Origin of the sequence: Amycolatopsis sp. CB00013 (genome assembly GCF_001905755.1) — a bacterium.
Taxonomy (GTDB): Bacteria; Actinomycetota; Actinomycetes; order Mycobacteriales; family Pseudonocardiaceae; genus Amycolatopsis; species Amycolatopsis japonica.
Map to the genome: position 1 here is coordinate 1447226 of NZ_LIWC01000001.1, position 16125 is coordinate 1463350.

General features: G+C 68.3%; 14 protein-coding genes. 4 read left to right on the forward strand and 10 right to left on the reverse strand.

All coding sequences use genetic code 11. The annotated features are described in order from the left end of the window. Nucleotide 1: 1 nt before the first annotated feature. The 3 genes from AMK34_RS06460 to AMK34_RS06470 are packed head-to-tail and all read right to left on the reverse strand — an operon-like array spanning nucleotide 2 to nucleotide 6326. Nucleotides 2-4516 carry a HAMP domain-containing protein gene (locus tag AMK34_RS06460; protein ID WP_073843623.1) on the reverse strand — a complete coding sequence of 1505 codons (4515 nt, stop codon included), beginning with the start codon at nucleotides 4514-4516 and terminating at the stop codon, nucleotides 2-4. A gap of 17 nt (nucleotides 4517-4533) precedes the next feature. Next, nucleotides 4534-5613 carry a PAS domain-containing sensor histidine kinase gene (locus AMK34_RS06465; protein WP_073843624.1) on the reverse strand — a complete coding sequence of 360 codons (1080 nt, stop codon included), beginning with the start codon at nucleotides 5611-5613 and terminating at the stop codon, nucleotides 4534-4536. A gap of 32 nt (nucleotides 5614-5645) precedes the next feature. Continuing rightward, nucleotides 5646-6326, reverse strand: coding sequence for a response regulator (locus AMK34_RS06470; protein ID WP_073843626.1), 681 nt, complete (start codon nucleotides 6324-6326; stop codon nucleotides 5646-5648). A gap of 310 nt (nucleotides 6327-6636) precedes the next feature. Between AMK34_RS06470 and AMK34_RS06475 the strand changes: the two genes are divergently transcribed. Further along, a complete protein-coding gene (locus AMK34_RS06475; RefSeq protein ID WP_073843628.1) occupies nucleotides 6637-6906 on the forward strand; it encodes a hypothetical protein in 270 nt (89 codons plus the stop codon). A 129-nt stretch (nucleotides 6907-7035) separates the two neighbouring features. On the opposite strand, the gene pspAB is transcribed toward AMK34_RS06475, so the two are convergent. From pspAB to AMK34_RS06510, 7 genes are all read right to left on the reverse strand, one after another. Next, nucleotides 7036-7593: a PspA-associated protein PspAB gene (gene pspAB / locus AMK34_RS06480; protein ID WP_073843629.1), complete on the reverse strand. Its 558-nt coding sequence runs from the start codon at nucleotides 7591-7593 to the stop codon at nucleotides 7036-7038. Between the two features lie 88 nt (nucleotides 7594-7681). Next, a complete protein-coding gene (locus AMK34_RS06485) occupies nucleotides 7682-8434 on the reverse strand; it encodes a GAF and ANTAR domain-containing protein (RefSeq protein ID WP_241832699.1) in 753 nt (250 codons plus the stop codon). A 116-nt stretch (nucleotides 8435-8550) separates the two neighbouring features. Further along, complete coding sequence (locus AMK34_RS06490) at nucleotides 8551-9411, reverse strand: spermidine synthase (RefSeq protein WP_073843633.1); 861 nt, start codon at nucleotides 9409-9411, stop codon at nucleotides 8551-8553. After that, complete coding sequence (gene speD / locus AMK34_RS06495; protein ID WP_016334696.1) at nucleotides 9411-9782, reverse strand: adenosylmethionine decarboxylase; 372 nt, start codon at nucleotides 9780-9782, stop codon at nucleotides 9411-9413. The genes AMK34_RS06490 and speD overlap by 1 nt, the downstream gene beginning before the upstream one ends. Beyond that, nucleotides 9772-10914, reverse strand: a complete 1143-nt coding sequence (locus AMK34_RS06500) for a type III PLP-dependent enzyme (protein WP_038512681.1) — start codon at nucleotides 10912-10914, stop codon at nucleotides 9772-9774. Before AMK34_RS06500 ends, speD begins: the two co-directional genes overlap by 11 nt. A gap of 44 nt (nucleotides 10915-10958) precedes the next feature. Next, nucleotides 10959-11147: a hypothetical protein gene (locus AMK34_RS06505; RefSeq protein ID WP_037338802.1), complete on the reverse strand. Its 189-nt coding sequence runs from the start codon at nucleotides 11145-11147 to the stop codon at nucleotides 10959-10961. Between the two features lie 138 nt (nucleotides 11148-11285). Continuing rightward, nucleotides 11286-12470, reverse strand: a complete 1185-nt coding sequence (locus AMK34_RS06510; RefSeq protein ID WP_073843635.1) for an MFS transporter — start codon at nucleotides 12468-12470, stop codon at nucleotides 11286-11288. Nucleotides 12471-12563: 93 nt separating this feature from the next. Between AMK34_RS06510 and AMK34_RS06515 the strand changes: the two genes are divergently transcribed. From AMK34_RS06515 to AMK34_RS06525, 3 genes are all read left to right on the forward strand, one after another. After that, nucleotides 12564-13067, forward strand: coding sequence for an Lrp/AsnC family transcriptional regulator (locus AMK34_RS06515; protein WP_037338807.1), 504 nt, complete (start codon nucleotides 12564-12566; stop codon nucleotides 13065-13067). 12 nt (nucleotides 13068-13079) lie between these two features. Next, a complete protein-coding gene (locus tag AMK34_RS06520) occupies nucleotides 13080-13643 on the forward strand; it encodes an RBBP9/YdeN family alpha/beta hydrolase (RefSeq protein ID WP_051972488.1) in 564 nt (187 codons plus the stop codon). A gap of 97 nt (nucleotides 13644-13740) precedes the next feature. Continuing rightward, nucleotides 13741-16125, forward strand: coding sequence for an ATP-binding cassette domain-containing protein (locus tag AMK34_RS06525; protein WP_073843637.1), 2385 nt, complete (start codon nucleotides 13741-13743; stop codon nucleotides 16123-16125).

The window sequence follows — 16125 nt, forward strand, 5'->3', positions numbered from 1 at the left end:
TTCAGTCCGTGAGCCAGCGTTCCATACAAGCCAGGAGTTCCTCCGCGTTCACGGGTTTGGTCACGTAGTCGCTCGCCCCGGCGGCGAGGCTCTTCTCGCGGTCCCCTTCCATCGCCTTCGCGGTGACGGTGATGATCGGCAGGCCGGCGAACTTCGGCATCTCGCGGATCGCCGCCGTCGTCGCGTGGCCGTCCATCTCCGGCATCATCACGTCCATCAGGATCAGGTCGATCCCGTCGTCGGACAGCAGTTCCTCGATACCCTTGCGACCGTTGGGCGCGTGTACGACCGAAAGTCCGTGCAGTTCGAGCATTCCCGAGATCGCGTACACGTTGCGGGCGTCGTCGTCGACGAGCAGGACCTTGCGTCCCTGGAGCCTCGCCGGTCCGGCCGGCGGATCGGACGGCTGTTCCAAGGCGGGCACGGTCTCCACCAGGCTCACCTCGGGCTGGCGCATCAGCGGCAGGATGCCTTCGAGTTCGCTGGCCGAGATGTGCAGCATGATCCGCTCCCGCAGCATGTCCAGCGACGGCAGGAGTTCGACGGGATGCACCCGCGCGTGCCCGTGCAGCAAGCGGTCCTGCGCGGCGCTGAGCTTGCGGGTCGCGTACGCCAGCACCGGGACCTCGACCGGATCCGGACCGTCGACGAGCCGTTTGAGGAACGTCAAGGCGCTCGTCCCGGGGATGCTGGTGTCGAGTACGACGCAGCGGTAGCTGTCGCGTTTCAGTTCCTCGAATGCCTCCGCCGGATCCGACACGGCCCGGACCTGGACCGAGCCGTGGCTGTCCGCGATGTCGGCCGCGACCCCGCGGGCGAGCAGGGTCAGCAGACTGTTCTGCTCGCTCTCCACCACCAGCACCCGTCGTTCCGCGGCGGAGTTGTCCACAGTGGACTCGTCGAGGCTCACGGGAGCGGTGAACCTGGCGACCGGCAGATAGAGGGTGAACGTGCTGCCGGTCCCCAGGACACTGTCAGCCCGGATCTCGCCGCCGAGCAGGTAGGCGACCTCGCGGCTGATCGACAGGCCGAGCCCGGTGCCGCCGTACTTGCGGCTGGTGGTGCCGTCGGCCTGCTGGAAGGCGCCGAAGATCGAATCGAGGTTCTCCTCGGCGATCCCGATCCCGGTGTCCGTGACGCTGAAGGCCACCAGGGACTCGTGCGAGGGGCCGCCTGACGGCGAGACGATGGTGTCGACCAGTTTGACCCGGAGCTCGACGCTGCCGTCTTCGGTGAACTTGACCGCGTTCGACAGCAGGTTCCGCAGTACCTGCCGCAACCGCTGCTCGTCGGTGAACAGCAGCTCCGGCACGTTGGGTTCGACGGTGACCTGGAAGTCGAGCCCCTTCTCGGCGGTCAGCGGACGGAAGGTCGTGCCGACGTAGTCGAGCAGCTGGCGCAGCGGGAACGGCTCGTGGTGGATGTCCATCTTGCCCGCCTCGACCTTCGACAGGTCGAGGATGTCGTTGATCAGCTGCAGCAGGTCGGTGCCCGCGGACTGGATCACCTTCGCGAACTCGACCTGTTTGGGCGTCAGGTTCTGGGTCGAGTTCTGCGAGAGCACCCCGGCGAGGATCAGCAGGCTGGTCAACGGGGTCCGGAGTTCGTGCGACATGTTGGCCAGGAACTCCGACTTGTACTTCGACGCCAGCGCGAGCTGCTGCGCGCGTTCCTCGATCTCTTGGCGCGCCTGCTCGATTTCGAAGTTCTTCACCTCGATGTCGCGGTTCTGCCGGGCGAGCAGTTCGGCCTTCTCCTCCAGCTCCGCGTTGGACACCTGCAGTTTCGCCTGCTGCGCTTGAAGCTCCTCGGAGCGGGCCTGCAGTTCCTCGGCGAGCCGCTGGGATTCCTCCAGCAGGGAGTCGGTCCGCGCGTTGGCGATGATCGTGTTGACGTTGACCCCGATGGTCTCCATCAGCTGTTCGAGGAAGTCCTTGCGGACGGCGGTGAACTCACCGAACGACGCCAGTTCGATGACGCCGAGCACCTGGTCTTCGAAGACGATCGGCAGCACGATCAGGGTGACCGGCGGGGCCGAGCCGAGGCTCGACGAGATCTTCACGAAGCCCGGTGGCGTCCGGTCGACCACGATCGGTTTCTTGGTCTGCGCGGCCTGTCCGATCAGCGACTGCCCCATCGCGAAATCCGAGGGCGCGTCCGGGGCCTCGCTGTGCCCGTAGCTGGTGATCAGCCGGAGCCGGGTGCCGCTCTCCCCCGGTTCGGTGAGGAACAACGTGCCGTGCTGGGCGCCGACCAGCGGGGTCAGCTCGTTCATGATGAGCGTGGCCACCACCCGCAGGTCCCGGTGGCCCTGCATCAGGCCGGAGATGCGGGCCAGGTTGGTGTTGAGCCAGTCCTGTTCCTCGTTCGCCCGCGTGGTCTCGCGCAGCGACTGGACCATCGCGTTGATGTTGTCCTTCAGCTCCGCGACCTCGCCCTGTGCCTCGACGGAGATCGACCGCGTGAGGTCGCCGGTCGCCACCGCGCTGGTCACCTCGGCGATCGCCCGGACCTGCCGGGTCAGGTTCCCGGCGAGCTCGTTGACGTTCTCCGTCAGCCGCTTCCAGGTCCCCGAAACGCCTTCGACCTCGGCCTGGCCGCCGAGCCGTCCCTCGCTGCCGACCTCACGGGCGACGCGCGTGACCTCCGCGGCGAACGCGGAAAGCTGGTCGACCATCGTGTTGATGGTGGTCTTCAGCTCCAGGATCTCGCCCCGCGCGTCGACGTCGATCTTGCGGGAGAGGTCTCCCTGCGCGACCGCGGTGGTCACCTGGGCGATGTTCCGCACCTGGCCGGTGAGGTTGTTCGCCATCGAGTTGACGTTGTCGGTGAGGTCCTTCCAGGTCCCGGCGACGTTCGGCACCCTGGCCTGCCCGCCGAGGATGCCCTCGGTGCCGACCTCCCGCGCCACGCGGGTGACCTCGTCCGCGAAGGCCGACAGCGTGTCGACCATCGTGTTGATCGTCTGCGCGAGCGCAGCGACCTCGCCCTTGGCCTCGACCGTGATCTTCTGGGACAGGTCGCCCCTCGCGACCGCGGTCGCCACCTGGGCGATGGAGCGCACCTGGTCGGTCAGGTTGTCGGCCATGACGTTGACCGACTCGGTCAGGCCCTTCCACGTGCCCGACACACCCTTGACATCCGCCTGACCGCCCAGCCGCCCCTCCGTACCCACCTCACGGGCGACCCGCGTGACCTCGTCGGCGAACGACGACAGCTGGCCGACCATCGTGTTGATGGTGTCCTTGAGTTCCAGGATCTCGCCGCGCGCGTCGACGCGGATCTTCTGCGAGAGGTCGCCCTTCGCGACCGCGGTGGTGACTTCGGCGATGGACCGCACCTGATCCGTGAGGTTGTCGGCCATGACGTTCACGGACTCGGTCAGGCCCTTCCACGTGCCCGACACACCCTTGACGTCCGCCTGGCCGCCCAGCCGCCCTTCGGTGCCGACCTCGCGGGCCACGCGGGTGACCTCGTCGGCGAACGACGACAACTGATCCACCATCGTGTTGATCGTGTTCTTCAACTCCAGGATCTCGCCCCGCGCGTCCACGGTGATCTTCTGCGACAAGTCACCCTTCGCCACCGCCGTGGCCACCTGGGCGATCGAGCGCACCTGCGCGGTGAGGTTGCCCGCCATGAAGTTCACCGACGTCGTCAGATCCCGCCACGTCCCCGCGACCCCGGGCACCTGCGCCTGCCCGCCGAGCGCGCCCTCGGTGCCGACCTCGCGGGCCACGCGGGTGACCTCGTCGGCGAACGACGACAACTGATCCACCATCGTGTTGATCGTGTTCTTCAACTCCAGGATCTCGCCCCGCGCGTCGACCGTGATCTTCTGCGACAAGTCACCCTTCGCCACCGCCGTGGTGACCTCGGCGATGGACCGCACCTGATCGGTCAGGTTCCCCGCCATGAAGTTCACCGACGTCGTCAGATCCCGCCACGTCCCCGCGACCCCGGGGACTTCCGCCTGACCGCCCAGCCGTCCCTCGCTGCCGACCTCGCGCGCGACCCGCGTGACCTCGTCGGCGAACGACGACAACTGATCCACCATCGTGTTGATCGTGTTCTTCAGCTCGAGCATCTCGCCTTTGACGTCGACGGTGATCTTCTGCGAAAGGTCACCCTTCGCCACCGCGGTCGCGACCTCGGCGATGTCACGGACCTGACCCGTGAGGTTGCCCGCCATCGCGTTCACCGAATCGGTGAGGTCCTTCCACGTCCCCGAAACCGAGGGCACCGCCGCCTGGCCGCCGAGCTTCCCGTCGGTCCCCACCTCGCGCGCGACCCGGGTGACCTCGGAGGTGAACAGCGCCAGCTGATCGACCATCCCGTTGAAGACGACCGCCATCTCGTCCATCAGGACGTCGTCCACCTGGGGCAGCCGGGTGCTGAAATCGCCGTCGCGAACGGCTTTCAGCCCCTCCAGCAGCCGCTGCAGGCCTTGGTCGTCGATCGCCCCGCCCACCCGGACCGCTTCTCTCGTTCCGCGCTTGCTTCCCGGTTCCGGCATCGAAGTGCCTCCTTCGTTCATGTCCGCGCGGGTCCGGGAGGGCCCAGCGGAATCCAGAAGGCCACGGACGTACCTTCGCCCGGCCTGCTGGAGATCCGGAACCAGCCTTGCGCCGCTTCCGCACGTTCACGCATCGACGCCATTCCGATGTGCTCGCCCGACAAGGTCTCGTGCGCTTTCTCGCCGCCCGGTTTCAGCCCGTCGCCGTCGTCGGCGACCTTCACCAGCAGACCGCCGTCCTGTCCGGTCAGCGAGACCACGACGGTGCGGGCGTTCGCGTGTTTACGCACGTTCACCAACGCCTCCTGAAGAATCCGGAAGGCGGTGACGACGAGGTCGGGCGGTGGTTTGGCGGCGAGGTCGTGCCGCAGGGTGCAGTCGAGCCCCCAGCCGGCGACGACCTCGTCGAGATAGTCGCGGACGGAAGCCACCAGATCCTCGTCGTTCAGCGCGGGCGGACGCAATTGGGCGACGAGGATCCGCAATCGTCGGATCGCCCCTTGAATTGCTTCGTCGAGTTGCATCAAAGCCGGATCACGCCGTTGTGCGGCGAGCATCTGCAACCGCATGCTCACCGCGATCATCGACTGAATGGAATCGTCGTGAACATCCCACGCGATACGGCGACGTTCTGTTTCCTGTGCGCGGACCAAATGTGCGAAGGCCTGTCGCCGTTCGGTCCTTTCCTCCAGTGTTTTCCGGCGTTCGGTGAGATCACGGGTGACCTTTCCGAAACCGACGAGGCCGCCCTGTTCGTCCCGCAACGCGGTGATCACGGTGTTGGCCCAGAACCGCGACCCGTCACGGCGGACCCGCCAGCCCTCGTCCTCGTGGCTCCCCATCTCCACGGCGACCAGCAGTTCCGCCGCGGGTTTGCCGTCGGCGACGTCGGACTCGGTGTAGAAAACGGAGAAATGACGGCCGAGGATCTCGTCCTGGGAGTACCCCTTGATCCGTTCCGCCCCCGGGTTCCAGCTGATCACCCGTCCCTCGGCGTCCAGCAGGTAAATGGCGTAGTCGACCACGCTGTGCATGAACAACTCGAAGAGCACAGCGCTGCGGTGATCAGGCGTCTGTTCCGATGGCAGCATGGCCATAGTGCAGCTTGGCACTCGGATACGTCTCCCCGCTACGGCCGTTCGAGGAGGCCATTCTTACGTGCGTGCACCACTGCTTCGAGTTTCGAATGGGTCCCGGTCTTCACGAGGATCCGCTGCACGTGATTCCGCACGGTATTCCGCGCCAGCCGCAGTTCTTCGGCGATCCGGTCGGTCCCCGCGCCTTCGGCGATCAACCCCAGCACCTGCCGTTCCCGCAGGGTCAGCACCGGGCCGATCCGGCCCGAACCGCCGCCCAGCATCGCCAGCGCGCCACTGAGCAACTCCGGGTCGATGACCATGTCGCCCGCCGCGATGGTCCTGATCGCGGTGATCAGCTCGTCGAGGAGACCGGATTTCAGCAGCAGCCCGGCCCCGCCGACCTCGAGGATCCTGGCGACGATGGCACTGTTCGCGTCGCCGGTCAGCACCAGCACCCGGCTCGACGGGGAGACCGCGCGGAACCCGGCGATCGCCTCGATCCCGTCGCCGTCCGGAAGCCGCCGGTCGAGGAGCACGATGTCGGGCAGGTGTTCCCCCGCCGCGATCATCCCGTGGCCCAGGGACTCCACGGACGCCACCAGGTCGATCTCCGGGAACTCCTCGAACGCCGCGGCCAGGGCTTCGGCCACCATTTTGTGGTCCTCGACGAGCAGCACCCTGATCGGGGCCGCGGCCGGGGGCATGGGCTGCGGTGAGCTCGGGTTCGGCATGCACCTTCTCCGTCGATCGTGGTCTCGCCGGACCATTGTCCGGCAGATTCCCGGAAATCAATCCTGCCCACGGCCGTATTCACCCGCGTGCGGATTCGCGATCGGCGCGCCGGCGCATTGTCCCACCGCCGCCGTCCCTGCCGTCCTTTCGACGCCAACCCGTGACCCGCCGTACCCGTCCGGCGACCGAGTGGGGTCTTTGTGCCCTCGATGGCACAACCTTCGGCGCTGACCGGAACGGCATTCGGTACCTCATCGTCGTAGGAGACGAATTCGACGGGCGTGACCACGGGAAGAGGGGGACCGGGACGTGACCACGAGAATCTGCGAGACCCGCCGCCGTCCCGGCAGGCACGCCTCGGCCCACCGGGTGCCGCTCGCCGCCGAACTCGAGCGGCTGCCGAGGGTCGTGGCGAAACCGGAGACGCACGGCTCGCTGCTCGACGACGTCCTGACCGCCATCCGGCATCTCGACGGCGCGGCCCTCGCCACGCGGTCGCGGCGCCGCTTCCCGCGATGGAGCCCGCGGGACCGGCGCGTCCAGCGCCTACGCGGCTGGCTCAGCGGCGTACCCGGCTGACCCGTCATTCGCGTGCTCACGGCCGTCATTCGCGTGATTGAGGGCGGAACTCGCGTGATGGGAGCCGGAACTCGAGAGTTCCGGCTCCAATCACGCGTGTGACGGCTCCAAGCACGCGAGTTCCGTCGGTCATACCGGGCGCCACCGGCCGATGTCGGACTCCATCGGTACGATCCGGGTCAGCGACGAGCGGATCTTCAGCTCCATCGCCCTGTCCCGGCCCCGGGTCCCGCGCGGCGCGTACGGGTAGAAGGTGCCGCGTTCGCGGCGGTAGACCATAGTCAGCCTCGGGTGCCGCATGTCCCGCAGCTCGGCGAAGTCGACCGTCGTGTGCAGCAGCCACGACGCGAACCCGGCCTGAGCCAGCCTCTCGTTGACGTCGACGAGGTCGTCGAGCAGCCAGCCGAGGTCCCCGTTCTCACGCCAGCAGCGGACGATCGTCCTGCCGTGCGCGTCGTGGGTGACCACGTTGCGGCGGGCGGAATCCCCGGCGAGGCCGGCGATGATCTCCGCCTCCGTCCCCGCCCCGGGGCGTCCCTCCGCGACGAAGCAGACCGTCCCCGACCCGGTCGGCGCGAGCGCGTGACCGGACCGCAGCGTCAGCACCGCCGACCTCAATTCCAGCAACGGAAGCAGGCTCGGCCGCACCGACCGGCTCTTCCCGAGAAGACTTCCCAACAACGCCATGACTCCACCGCACCTTTCCTCTGGGTGAAGCCTTTCCCATTACGTCATCGCGACCAAGGGCCGCACGGTCGCGCGTTGCCGGGACAAGTCACCGGTTCCGGTGACCAACGGCCCTACCAGCGTCACGGTTACGCGGCCGCAGAAGGTTCCGGGTGTCCACCGTGCCCTCGACGACGCCACGCGCGACGTCCGAAAGCTTCAGATTCGAACTGCGGGCGAAGGAACGCATGCGGTCAAAAGCGGTGCCGAGGCCGATACCGGCGCGTTCGGCGAGCACACCCTTCGCCTGCTCGATGACGACCCGGCTGTCGAGCGCCTGCTGCAACTGCTCCGAGAGCGTCCGGTAGTGCCGCAACTCCCGCTGCTGCAGGAGACACAGCGTCGCGACGTCGGCGAGTGCCCGGCCCAGCCGGTAGTCCTCGCCGCTCAGCACAACGGTTTCGGCACTGAGGAAGGCGATCGACCCGACGGTTTCATCCATCGCCCGCAGCGGAAGCGCGGAAACCGCGGCGTAGCCCTGACCTGCCATCCTGGCGACGTAACCCGGCCAGCGCGAGACCTCGGCGGACAGGTCGTGCACGGCGACGTCCTTCCCGGTTTCGAAGGATTCGAGCGCGGGCCCTTCCTCCGCCACCGCGAAAGGGCGTTGCAGTTTCAGACCTGGCAGGAAGATCTCGGTGGAATCGATCGGCAGCAGTCGTGCGCATTCGCTGGACAAGGTGTCCACGACCCGATCCGGCGCGAGGTCTTCCGTGACGCTCGCGGTCAAGCTCGCGAACGCGGCACAGACCGCGGGCTCTCTGTCCGCTCTGGCGGCGATTTCCTTGTCCCAGCTACCCACTAGAGGGATTCTGGCCCGCACCGCGGCACCCGGCAACGACCAGATGGAGGATCCTGTGACCGAGCGCCACGCACAGCGGCGACCGATGGTCCCGGCGAGTGACGGTCGTCGGGTTCTCAGTGGCTCCGCAAGGAAAACGGCGGCACCGTGTTCGCCCTCAGCGCGTCTTCGTCCATAGTGGACTCCCCGATTCCCGCCTTGCCGATCCTTTCCGCGACGAGGGCACCGGGATCGGCGAGCGCGTCGGCCCTGCCGGTCAGGAAGGCCCACTCGTGCTCGTCCGAACCGTAGTAGAGCACTGTCCCGAACGACTCGGTGAACCTGCGCCACGCCGTGATCAGCGTCTGGTTGCGCCACAGCGTCGGGCAGCCCGCCTGACAGCCGACCACGCCACCGTCGGTGAGCAGCGCCGTGCACCGCGCCAGGAAGTCGGTTCCGTACAACCGGTTGTGCTGCGCCGCCGGATCGTCGTTCTCGTCCGGCAGGTCGATCACGACCACGTCGTAGGAGTCGCCGCGCTCCTGGGCTTCGGCGAGGAACTCCCAGCCGTCGCGGTAGTGGACACGGACCTTCCCCTCCCCGCGTTCGGCACGGGCGAGATCGTCGAGGGTGTAGCCGTACGGAAGATGCTCGGCGCAGACACGCACCGCTTCGGCGTCGATGTCGACGTGGTCGACCACCTCCGCCCCGGCCGCGACGGCGAGCTGGGACGCGGCCCCTTCGCTGGACCCGATGATCAGCACCCGCTCGACACGTTCGGCGAGCAGCAGCGTCGGCACCATCAGCGCCTCGTGGTAGACGAGCTGGCTCAGCTCGGTGCTCTGCCGTTCGTCGTCGCAGAAGAGCGAGATCCCCTGCGCGGTCCGTCCGATGAGGACATTCTGGAACGCGGTGCGGCCCTCGAACAGGACCTCCTCGACATCCCAGTTCCGGGTGAGCCCCGCGCCCATCGGCTCGACGATCACTCGCTGCGCCATCAGTTCTCTCCTCGTTCCACAGTGGACATCCGGACGGTGCCGGCGCCCAGCATCTTCGCCAGCAGCGCGACCGCGCGCTCCGGATCCGCCCGGTCCCCGCAGGTGAACACGTCGACGAACACCGAGCCGATCTCCGGATAGGTGTGCACCGACGCGTGCGATTCGGCCAGCAGCGCGAGCACCGTGACCCCTTGCGGGGCGAAGGAATGCGACACGACCTCGCAGACCGTCGCCCCCGCCTCGGTCACCGCTTCGGCGAGGGTCTTCTTGAGGAGTACGGCGTCGTCGAGCAACGACGGCTCGATCCCCTCGAACTCCGCGAGTACGTGGCGGCCGGCGAACCGGCCGACGAGTGGTTCTTCACCCGGCATCGGCGAACCTCCCCACACAATAGGTGCGCAACGGCTCGATTCCGTTGAAAGCGACGGAAGAATAGCTGGCGGTGTACGCCCCGGTGCCCGGGATGTCCAGCCGGTCGCCCGCCTTCAACGACCTCGGCAGCGCGCACGGCGTCCGCTGGTACAACACGTCATCACCATCGCAGGTCGGCCCCGCGAGGACCACCGGTCCTTGCGGTCCCTTGACGCCGACGGGCTCCAGCCGATACGCGACGGCTTCGTTCTCGCACTCCGCCATTCCGTTGTACCTGCCGACGTCGAGATAGACCCAGCGGCGTTCGTCGGCGGCCGCGCGAGTGGTCACGAGGACGACTTCGGTCCTGATCAGCCCGGCGTCGGCGACGATCACGCGGCCCGGCTCCAGCAACAGTTCCGGCTCCGGGAGATGCTCGCGGAGGGCGGCGTGGATCGCCGCCGCGTAGTCCGTCAGCGACGGCACGGGTTCCCGATGCTCGGTGGCGAAACCGCCTCCGATGTTGAGCCGCTCCAGTACGACGCCCGCCTCGGCGGCGACCTTGGCCGCGGTCGCGATCCCGATCTCCCAGGCGGCCGGATCCGGCTGCTGCGAACCGACGTGGAACGCGATTCCCGGGCGCAGCCCGGCTTCCACGGCCTGGCGGAGCAGGGCCGCGGCCACCGCCGGTTCGCAGCCGAACTTGTGGCCGAACGGCGTGACCGAGTCCGGGCCACCGGTGAGCAGGCGGACCGAGACCAGCGAACCGGGCGCGTGCTCGGCCAGATTCGCCAGATCGCCGGCGGAGTCCGTGGTGAATTCACGGACTCCGCGCGCATAGGCGAAGGCGATGTCCGCCGGTTTCTTGATCGTGTTGCCGTACGCCAGTTCCGCCGGCCGTGCGCCGCGGGACAGGCACAGTTCGATCTCCGCCGTACCCGCCACGTCGAATCCCGCGCCGGTCGACGCCACCGCGTCGAGTACCTCGGGAGCCGGGTTCGCCTTGACCGCGTAACGGATCAGCGCACCCGGGAAAGCCGCCGAGACCGCGGCCGCACGCTCCGCGACCAGGTCGGTGTCGACGACCAGGCACGGCGTCGGCGGCTCGCGATCCGCCAGGAAGGCGCGGATCCGGTTCAGGCTTTCGGTCACACGCCCCAGGGTGTCAAAGGCCGATCACCGGCCTGGAACCCGGGTCACGCCCGGTTGTCCCCCGAGGCCTGCTCCGGCAGGTCGACCCCGTGTTCGGCGGCCAGTCGCTCCAGGTTGGCCAGATCGGCGCCGACGGCCGAGGCCCGGTCCTCGTCAGAGGCCTGCTTGGCGATCTGAACGTCCTCCCTCGCCTGCCGTACCCGGTCCCGCAGATTCACCGCGAACTCGCTCATCGTGCACCCCCGATCTCCCGCACCTTGTGTGCTTTCACCCTAGGACCCTCCGAATCGGTCACCCACGTGATCTGCGTCATCACGGGTTCGTTCGCGTCGGAGTGAAGCAGTATGACGGCTGCGCCGGGCTTTCGCAGATCAGCGGAGCCCGGCTTTTTCACCGGGCTCCCGCACGACCGGCCGCCGGGCGAGCACCGCGAGCGGGGCGAGGGCGCACAGACCACCCGCGACGCCGACCAGGACGTAGCCACCCAGGCCGAACAGCTGCCCGGCGAGCAGGCTCGCCCCGGCCGAAGTCCCCCAGACGAAGGCGTCGACCGTGCCCTGCGCCCTCGACCGCTGAGCGGCCGGAAGATCGCGGCTGAGCATGCTGCTGCCGCCGACGAAGACCAGGTTCCAGCCGTAGCCCAGCAGGAACAGTGCGACCGGGATTCCCACGTGATGCGAATCGGGGGCGCCGATCACGGTGACCGCCGCGACGGTGAGCGTCCCGATCCCGCCGAAGATGGCCGCGCGGCCGCCCCAGCGGTCGGCGATCCAGCCGGACAACGGCGCCAGCGCGAACATCCCGACCAGATGGGCGCTCAGCACCCAGCCGACGACGTCGAGACCTTGGCCGTGCTCGTGCAACTGGACCGGGGTCATCGTCATCACCGCCACCATCGCCAGCTGCGCGCCGACCATCGCCACGAGCGGCCCGAGGACGGCGGGGTTCCGCACGGACATCCGCTCCCGTTCGGGCGCGCCCTCCGCCGGAGCGGCGAGGCCACGCGGCAGGGTGGCGACGGCGACCACGGCGATGGCCACGACGATCGCCCCCGCCGCGATCGGACCGGACAAAGCGGGAAGATCGGCGGCTTCCGCCCTCGCCGCGGCTGGCGCGATCAGGGCGGGCCCCGCGACCGCGCCGACCGTCCCCGCCCAGACCATTGTGGACAGTGCGAAACCCTTGCGGTGCTCGGGCGACAGGTCGGCCGCGGTGTACCGGGACAGCTGCGCCCCGCTGTTGCCGAAGCCGATCAAGGGCATCCCCGCCACCAGCGCGAGCACGGATCCGCCGAGCACACCGGCGAATGAGACCAGCGCGCCCGTCACCGCGGCGCCGTACAGCAGCACCAGGACGAGGCGCCTGCCGAACCGCGCGGCCAGCGCTCCCGACGACAGCGAACCCACGGCGGAACCGAGTACCAGCACGGCGCTCGGCAATCCGCTCCACGCCGCGCCTGCGTGCTCGACCATGATCAACGCGGCCGTGGTGGACAGGCCGACGACCGCGGTGCTGAGACAGGCGACGCCCATGAAGAGCGCGAACATCGGTTTCATGATTCAAACCTAGGGATTCCCGGCGCCGCGGCGAATAGGCTGACGAAGGCCTCGCGGGGGTGCGAGGCGCATCATGGAAGGAATCCGGGCGCGATGACCTTACGATCGGAAAGGGCGCTGGACGACCTCGACTGGCGGCTCCTCGAAACACTCCAGGCCGACGGCCGGCTCTCGTTCAAGGAACTGGGCCGCCGCGTGAACCTCTCGGCGCCCGCTGTCGCCGAACGGGTCCGGCGGCTGGAGGAGGCGGGCGTCATCACCGGGTATCGCGCCCAGGTGGACGCGCACCGCGCCGGGTACGGCCTGCAGGCGTTCGTCGAGATGCGCTGCTCGCTGGGCAGCTGTCTGCTGCGCACCAGCAAGTCGGAGGACTACCCCGAGGTGGTCGAACTGCACCGGCTCAGCGGAGACCGCTGCACCATGCTGAAGGTGCGGGCCGTATCGCTCGAACATCTCGAAGGTCTCTTCGAACGGCTGGGCAAACACGGCGAGATCAGGTCGTCGGTGGTGCTGTCGACGCAGTACGAGGGCAGGCCGGTCGGGCCGCCGGTCGAGGACTACCTGAAGGCGACCAAGAGCGAGGGCTGGAGCGTCTGAATACTGGGGCCCATGACCTTGCTCTTCGCCGACGGCTGGTTCGGTCCCGAGCCCGGGGACTGGCAGTCCGTCTGGCTCGACCGTTACCCGGGTTCGAAAAGGTTCGTCCAGGACGACTGGGACTCACCCGTCCGCGAGGACTGGGTCGCCCGGCTGGACGAGGCGATCGCGGAAGCGGCCGATCCTCCGGTGCTGGTGGCGCACAGTCTCGGCTGCCTGACCGTGCTGCACTGGCTCGCGGCCGGGGGCGACCGGCCAGTGCGCGGCGCCCTGTTCGTCACGCCGCCCGACGTCGAGGAGAACCCCGAACCCGCGCTGGCCGGGTTCGCCCCGATCCCCCGCCTCCGCCTCCCCTTCCCCGCCGTCGTCGCCGCGAGCGCGAACGACCGCTGGATGACCCCGGCCCGCGCCCGGTACTTCGCCGGGGTCTGGGGCGCCGGATTCGCGGACATCGGTCTCGTCGGACACCTCACCGGAGCGCACGGGCCGTGGCCCGAGGGCGAGAAGCTCGTCGCTCCCCTGCTCCGGGAAGACGGATCAGGAATCGAGAAGCGGAAGGCCCCCGAACTCACCTAGCGTGATCGTCGTCGAAGACGAACGGCTCGAAGCTGGTTAGATCGAGCCCGGTGAGGCTGACGGAACGTCACGCGGCCCCCATGAGGATGGAGAAACGATGCGCAAGACCTCCCGGCCGCAGGCGCCCGAGGAACACCCCGCCGACAGCCACGACCTGATCCGCGTCGTGGGGGCGAACGAGAACAACCTCAAGAACGTCGCCGTCGAGCTGCCGAAGCGACGGCTGACGGTGTTCACCGGCGTCTCCGGATCGGGCAAGAGCTCCCTGGTCTTCGACACGATCGCGGCCGAGTCGCAGCGGCTGATCAACGAGACGTACAGCACCTTCGTGCAGGGCTTCATGCCGACGTTGGCCCGGCCCGAGGTCGACGTGCTCGACGGCCTGACCACCGCGATCATCGTCGACCAGCAGCGGATGGGCTCCGACCCGCGCTCCACGGTCGGCACCGCCACCGACGCGTACGCGATGCTCCGCATCCTCTTCAGCCGGATCGGGAAACCGCACATCGGTTCGCCGCAGGCGTTCTCGTTCAACGTCGCTTCGATCTCCGGCGCGGGCGCCGTGACCATCGAGAAGAGCGGCCGGACCACCAAGGAACGCCGCGAATTCAGCATCACCGGCGGGATGTGCGCCCGGTGCGAAGGCCGGGGCAAGGTCAACGACATCGACCTCACCGCGCTGTACGACGACACCAAATCCCTCAACGAGGGCGCGCTGACGATCCCCGGTTTCTCCATGGAGGGCTGGTACGGCCGCATCCTGCGCGGCTGCGGGTTCTTCGACCCGGACAAGCCGATCAAGAAGTACACCAAGCGGCAGCTGGACGATCTGCTCTACAAGGAGCCGGTCAAACTCAAGATCGACGGCATCAACCTGACCTACTCGGGGCTGATCCCCACGATCCAGAAGTCGTTCCTGTCCAAGGACCGCGAGGCGATGCAGCCGCATATCCGCACGTTCGTGGACCGGGCGGTCACCTTCGCGGTCTGCCCGGAATGCGACGGGAGCAGGCTCAGCGACCTCGCGCGGTCGTCGAAGATCAAGCGGATCAACATCGCCGACGCCTGCCGGATGCAGATCAGCGACCTGGCCGACTGGGTCCGCGGGCTCAAGGAGCCGTCGGTGGCGCCGCTGCTGGAGAAGCTCCAGCACACGCTCGACTCCTTCGTCGACATCGGACTCGGCTACCTCTCCCTCGACCGGCCGTCCGGCACGCTTTCGGGTGGCGAGGCGCAGCGCACGAAGATGATCCGGCACCTCGGGTCTTCGCTCACCGACGTCACCTACGTGTTCGACGAGCCCACCATCGGGCTGCACCCGCACGACATCCAGCGGATGAACAACCTGCTCCAGCAGTTGCGGGACAAGGGCAACACGGTGCTGGTCGTCGAGCACAAGCCGGAGACCATCGCCATCGCCGACCACGTCGTCGACCTCGGCCCCGGCGCGGGCACCGCGGGCGGGACGATCTGCTTCGAGGGCACCGTCGACGGCCTGCGCGCCAGCGACACCATCACCGGCAGGCACCTCGACGACCGGGCATCGCTCAAGGACAGCGTCCGCAAGCCCACCGGCAAACTGGAGATCCGCGGCGCGGACCGGCACAACCTCCGGAACGTGGACGTCGACGTCCCGCTCGGCGTCCTGTGCGTCGTCACCGGCGTCGCGGGCTCCGGCAAGAGCTCCCTGCTCCACGGATCGATCCCGGCCGACGAGGGCGTGGTCTCGGTCGACCAGACCCCCATCCGCGGCTCGCGGCGGAGCAACCCCGCCACCTACACCGGACTGCTCGAACCGATCCGCAAGGCGTTCGCCAAGGCCAACGGCGTGAAGCCGGCGCTGTTCAGCGCCAACTCCGAGGGCGCCTGCCCGACCTGCAACGGCGCGGGGGTCATCTACACCGACCTCGGCATCATGGCGGGCACCGCGACCACCTGCGAGGAATGCGAAGGCAAGCGGTTCCAGGCTTCGGTGCTGGAGTACACCTTCGGAGGCAAGAACATCAGCGAGGCACTGGAGATGCCGGTGTCCGAGGCCGTGAAGTTCTTCGGCGAGGGCGACGGACGCATTCCCGCCGCGCACGCGATCCTCAGCAGGCTCGACGACGTCGGGCTCGGCTACCTCAGCCTCGGCCAGCCGCTCACCACGCTTTCCGGCGGCGAGCGGCAGCGGCTGAAGCTCGCGACGCACATGGGCGACAAGGGCGGCGTCTACATCCTCGACGAGCCGACCACCGGTCTGCACCTCGCCGACGTCGAGAACCTGCTCGGGCTGCTGGACCGGCTCGTCGACGCGGGCAAGTCGGTGATCGTGATCGAGCACCACCAGGCGGTCATGGCGCACGCCGACTGGATCATCGACCTCGGCCCCGGCGCCGGGCACGACGGCGGCAAGATCGTCTTCGAGGGCACGCCGTCCGACCTCGTCGCGAGCGCTTCGACGCTCACCGGTGAACACCTGGCGGCCTACGTCGGCAAGTGA

Coding starts and splice junctions, on each gene's coding strand:
- AMK34_RS06515 (WP_037338807.1), top strand. CDS start 12,564: ATGACCTTACGATCGGAAAGGGCGCTGGACGACCTCGACTGGCGGCTC.
- speD (WP_016334696.1), bottom strand. CDS start 9,782: ATGCCGGGTGAAGAACCACTCGTCGGCCGGTTCGCCGGCCGCCACGTA.
- AMK34_RS06505 (WP_037338802.1), bottom strand. CDS start 11,147: ATGAGCGAGTTCGCGGTGAATCTGCGGGACCGGGTACGGCAGGCGAGG.
- AMK34_RS06490 (WP_073843633.1), bottom strand. CDS start 9,411: ATGGCGCAGCGAGTGATCGTCGAGCCGATGGGCGCGGGGCTCACCCGG.
- pspAB (WP_073843629.1), bottom strand. CDS start 7,593: ATGGCGTTGTTGGGAAGTCTTCTCGGGAAGAGCCGGTCGGTGCGGCCG.
- AMK34_RS06470 (WP_073843626.1), bottom strand. CDS start 6,326: ATGCCGAACCCGAGCTCACCGCAGCCCATGCCCCCGGCCGCGGCCCCG.
- AMK34_RS06460 (WP_073843623.1), bottom strand. CDS start 4,516: ATGCCGGAACCGGGAAGCAAGCGCGGAACGAGAGAAGCGGTCCGGGTG.
- AMK34_RS06510 (WP_073843635.1), bottom strand. CDS start 12,470: ATGAAACCGATGTTCGCGCTCTTCATGGGCGTCGCCTGTCTCAGCACC.
- AMK34_RS06520 (WP_051972488.1), top strand. CDS start 13,080: ATGACCTTGCTCTTCGCCGACGGCTGGTTCGGTCCCGAGCCCGGGGAC.
- AMK34_RS06465 (WP_073843624.1), bottom strand. CDS start 5,613: ATGGCCATGCTGCCATCGGAACAGACGCCTGATCACCGCAGCGCTGTG.
- AMK34_RS06525 (WP_073843637.1), top strand. CDS start 13,741: ATGCGCAAGACCTCCCGGCCGCAGGCGCCCGAGGAACACCCCGCCGAC.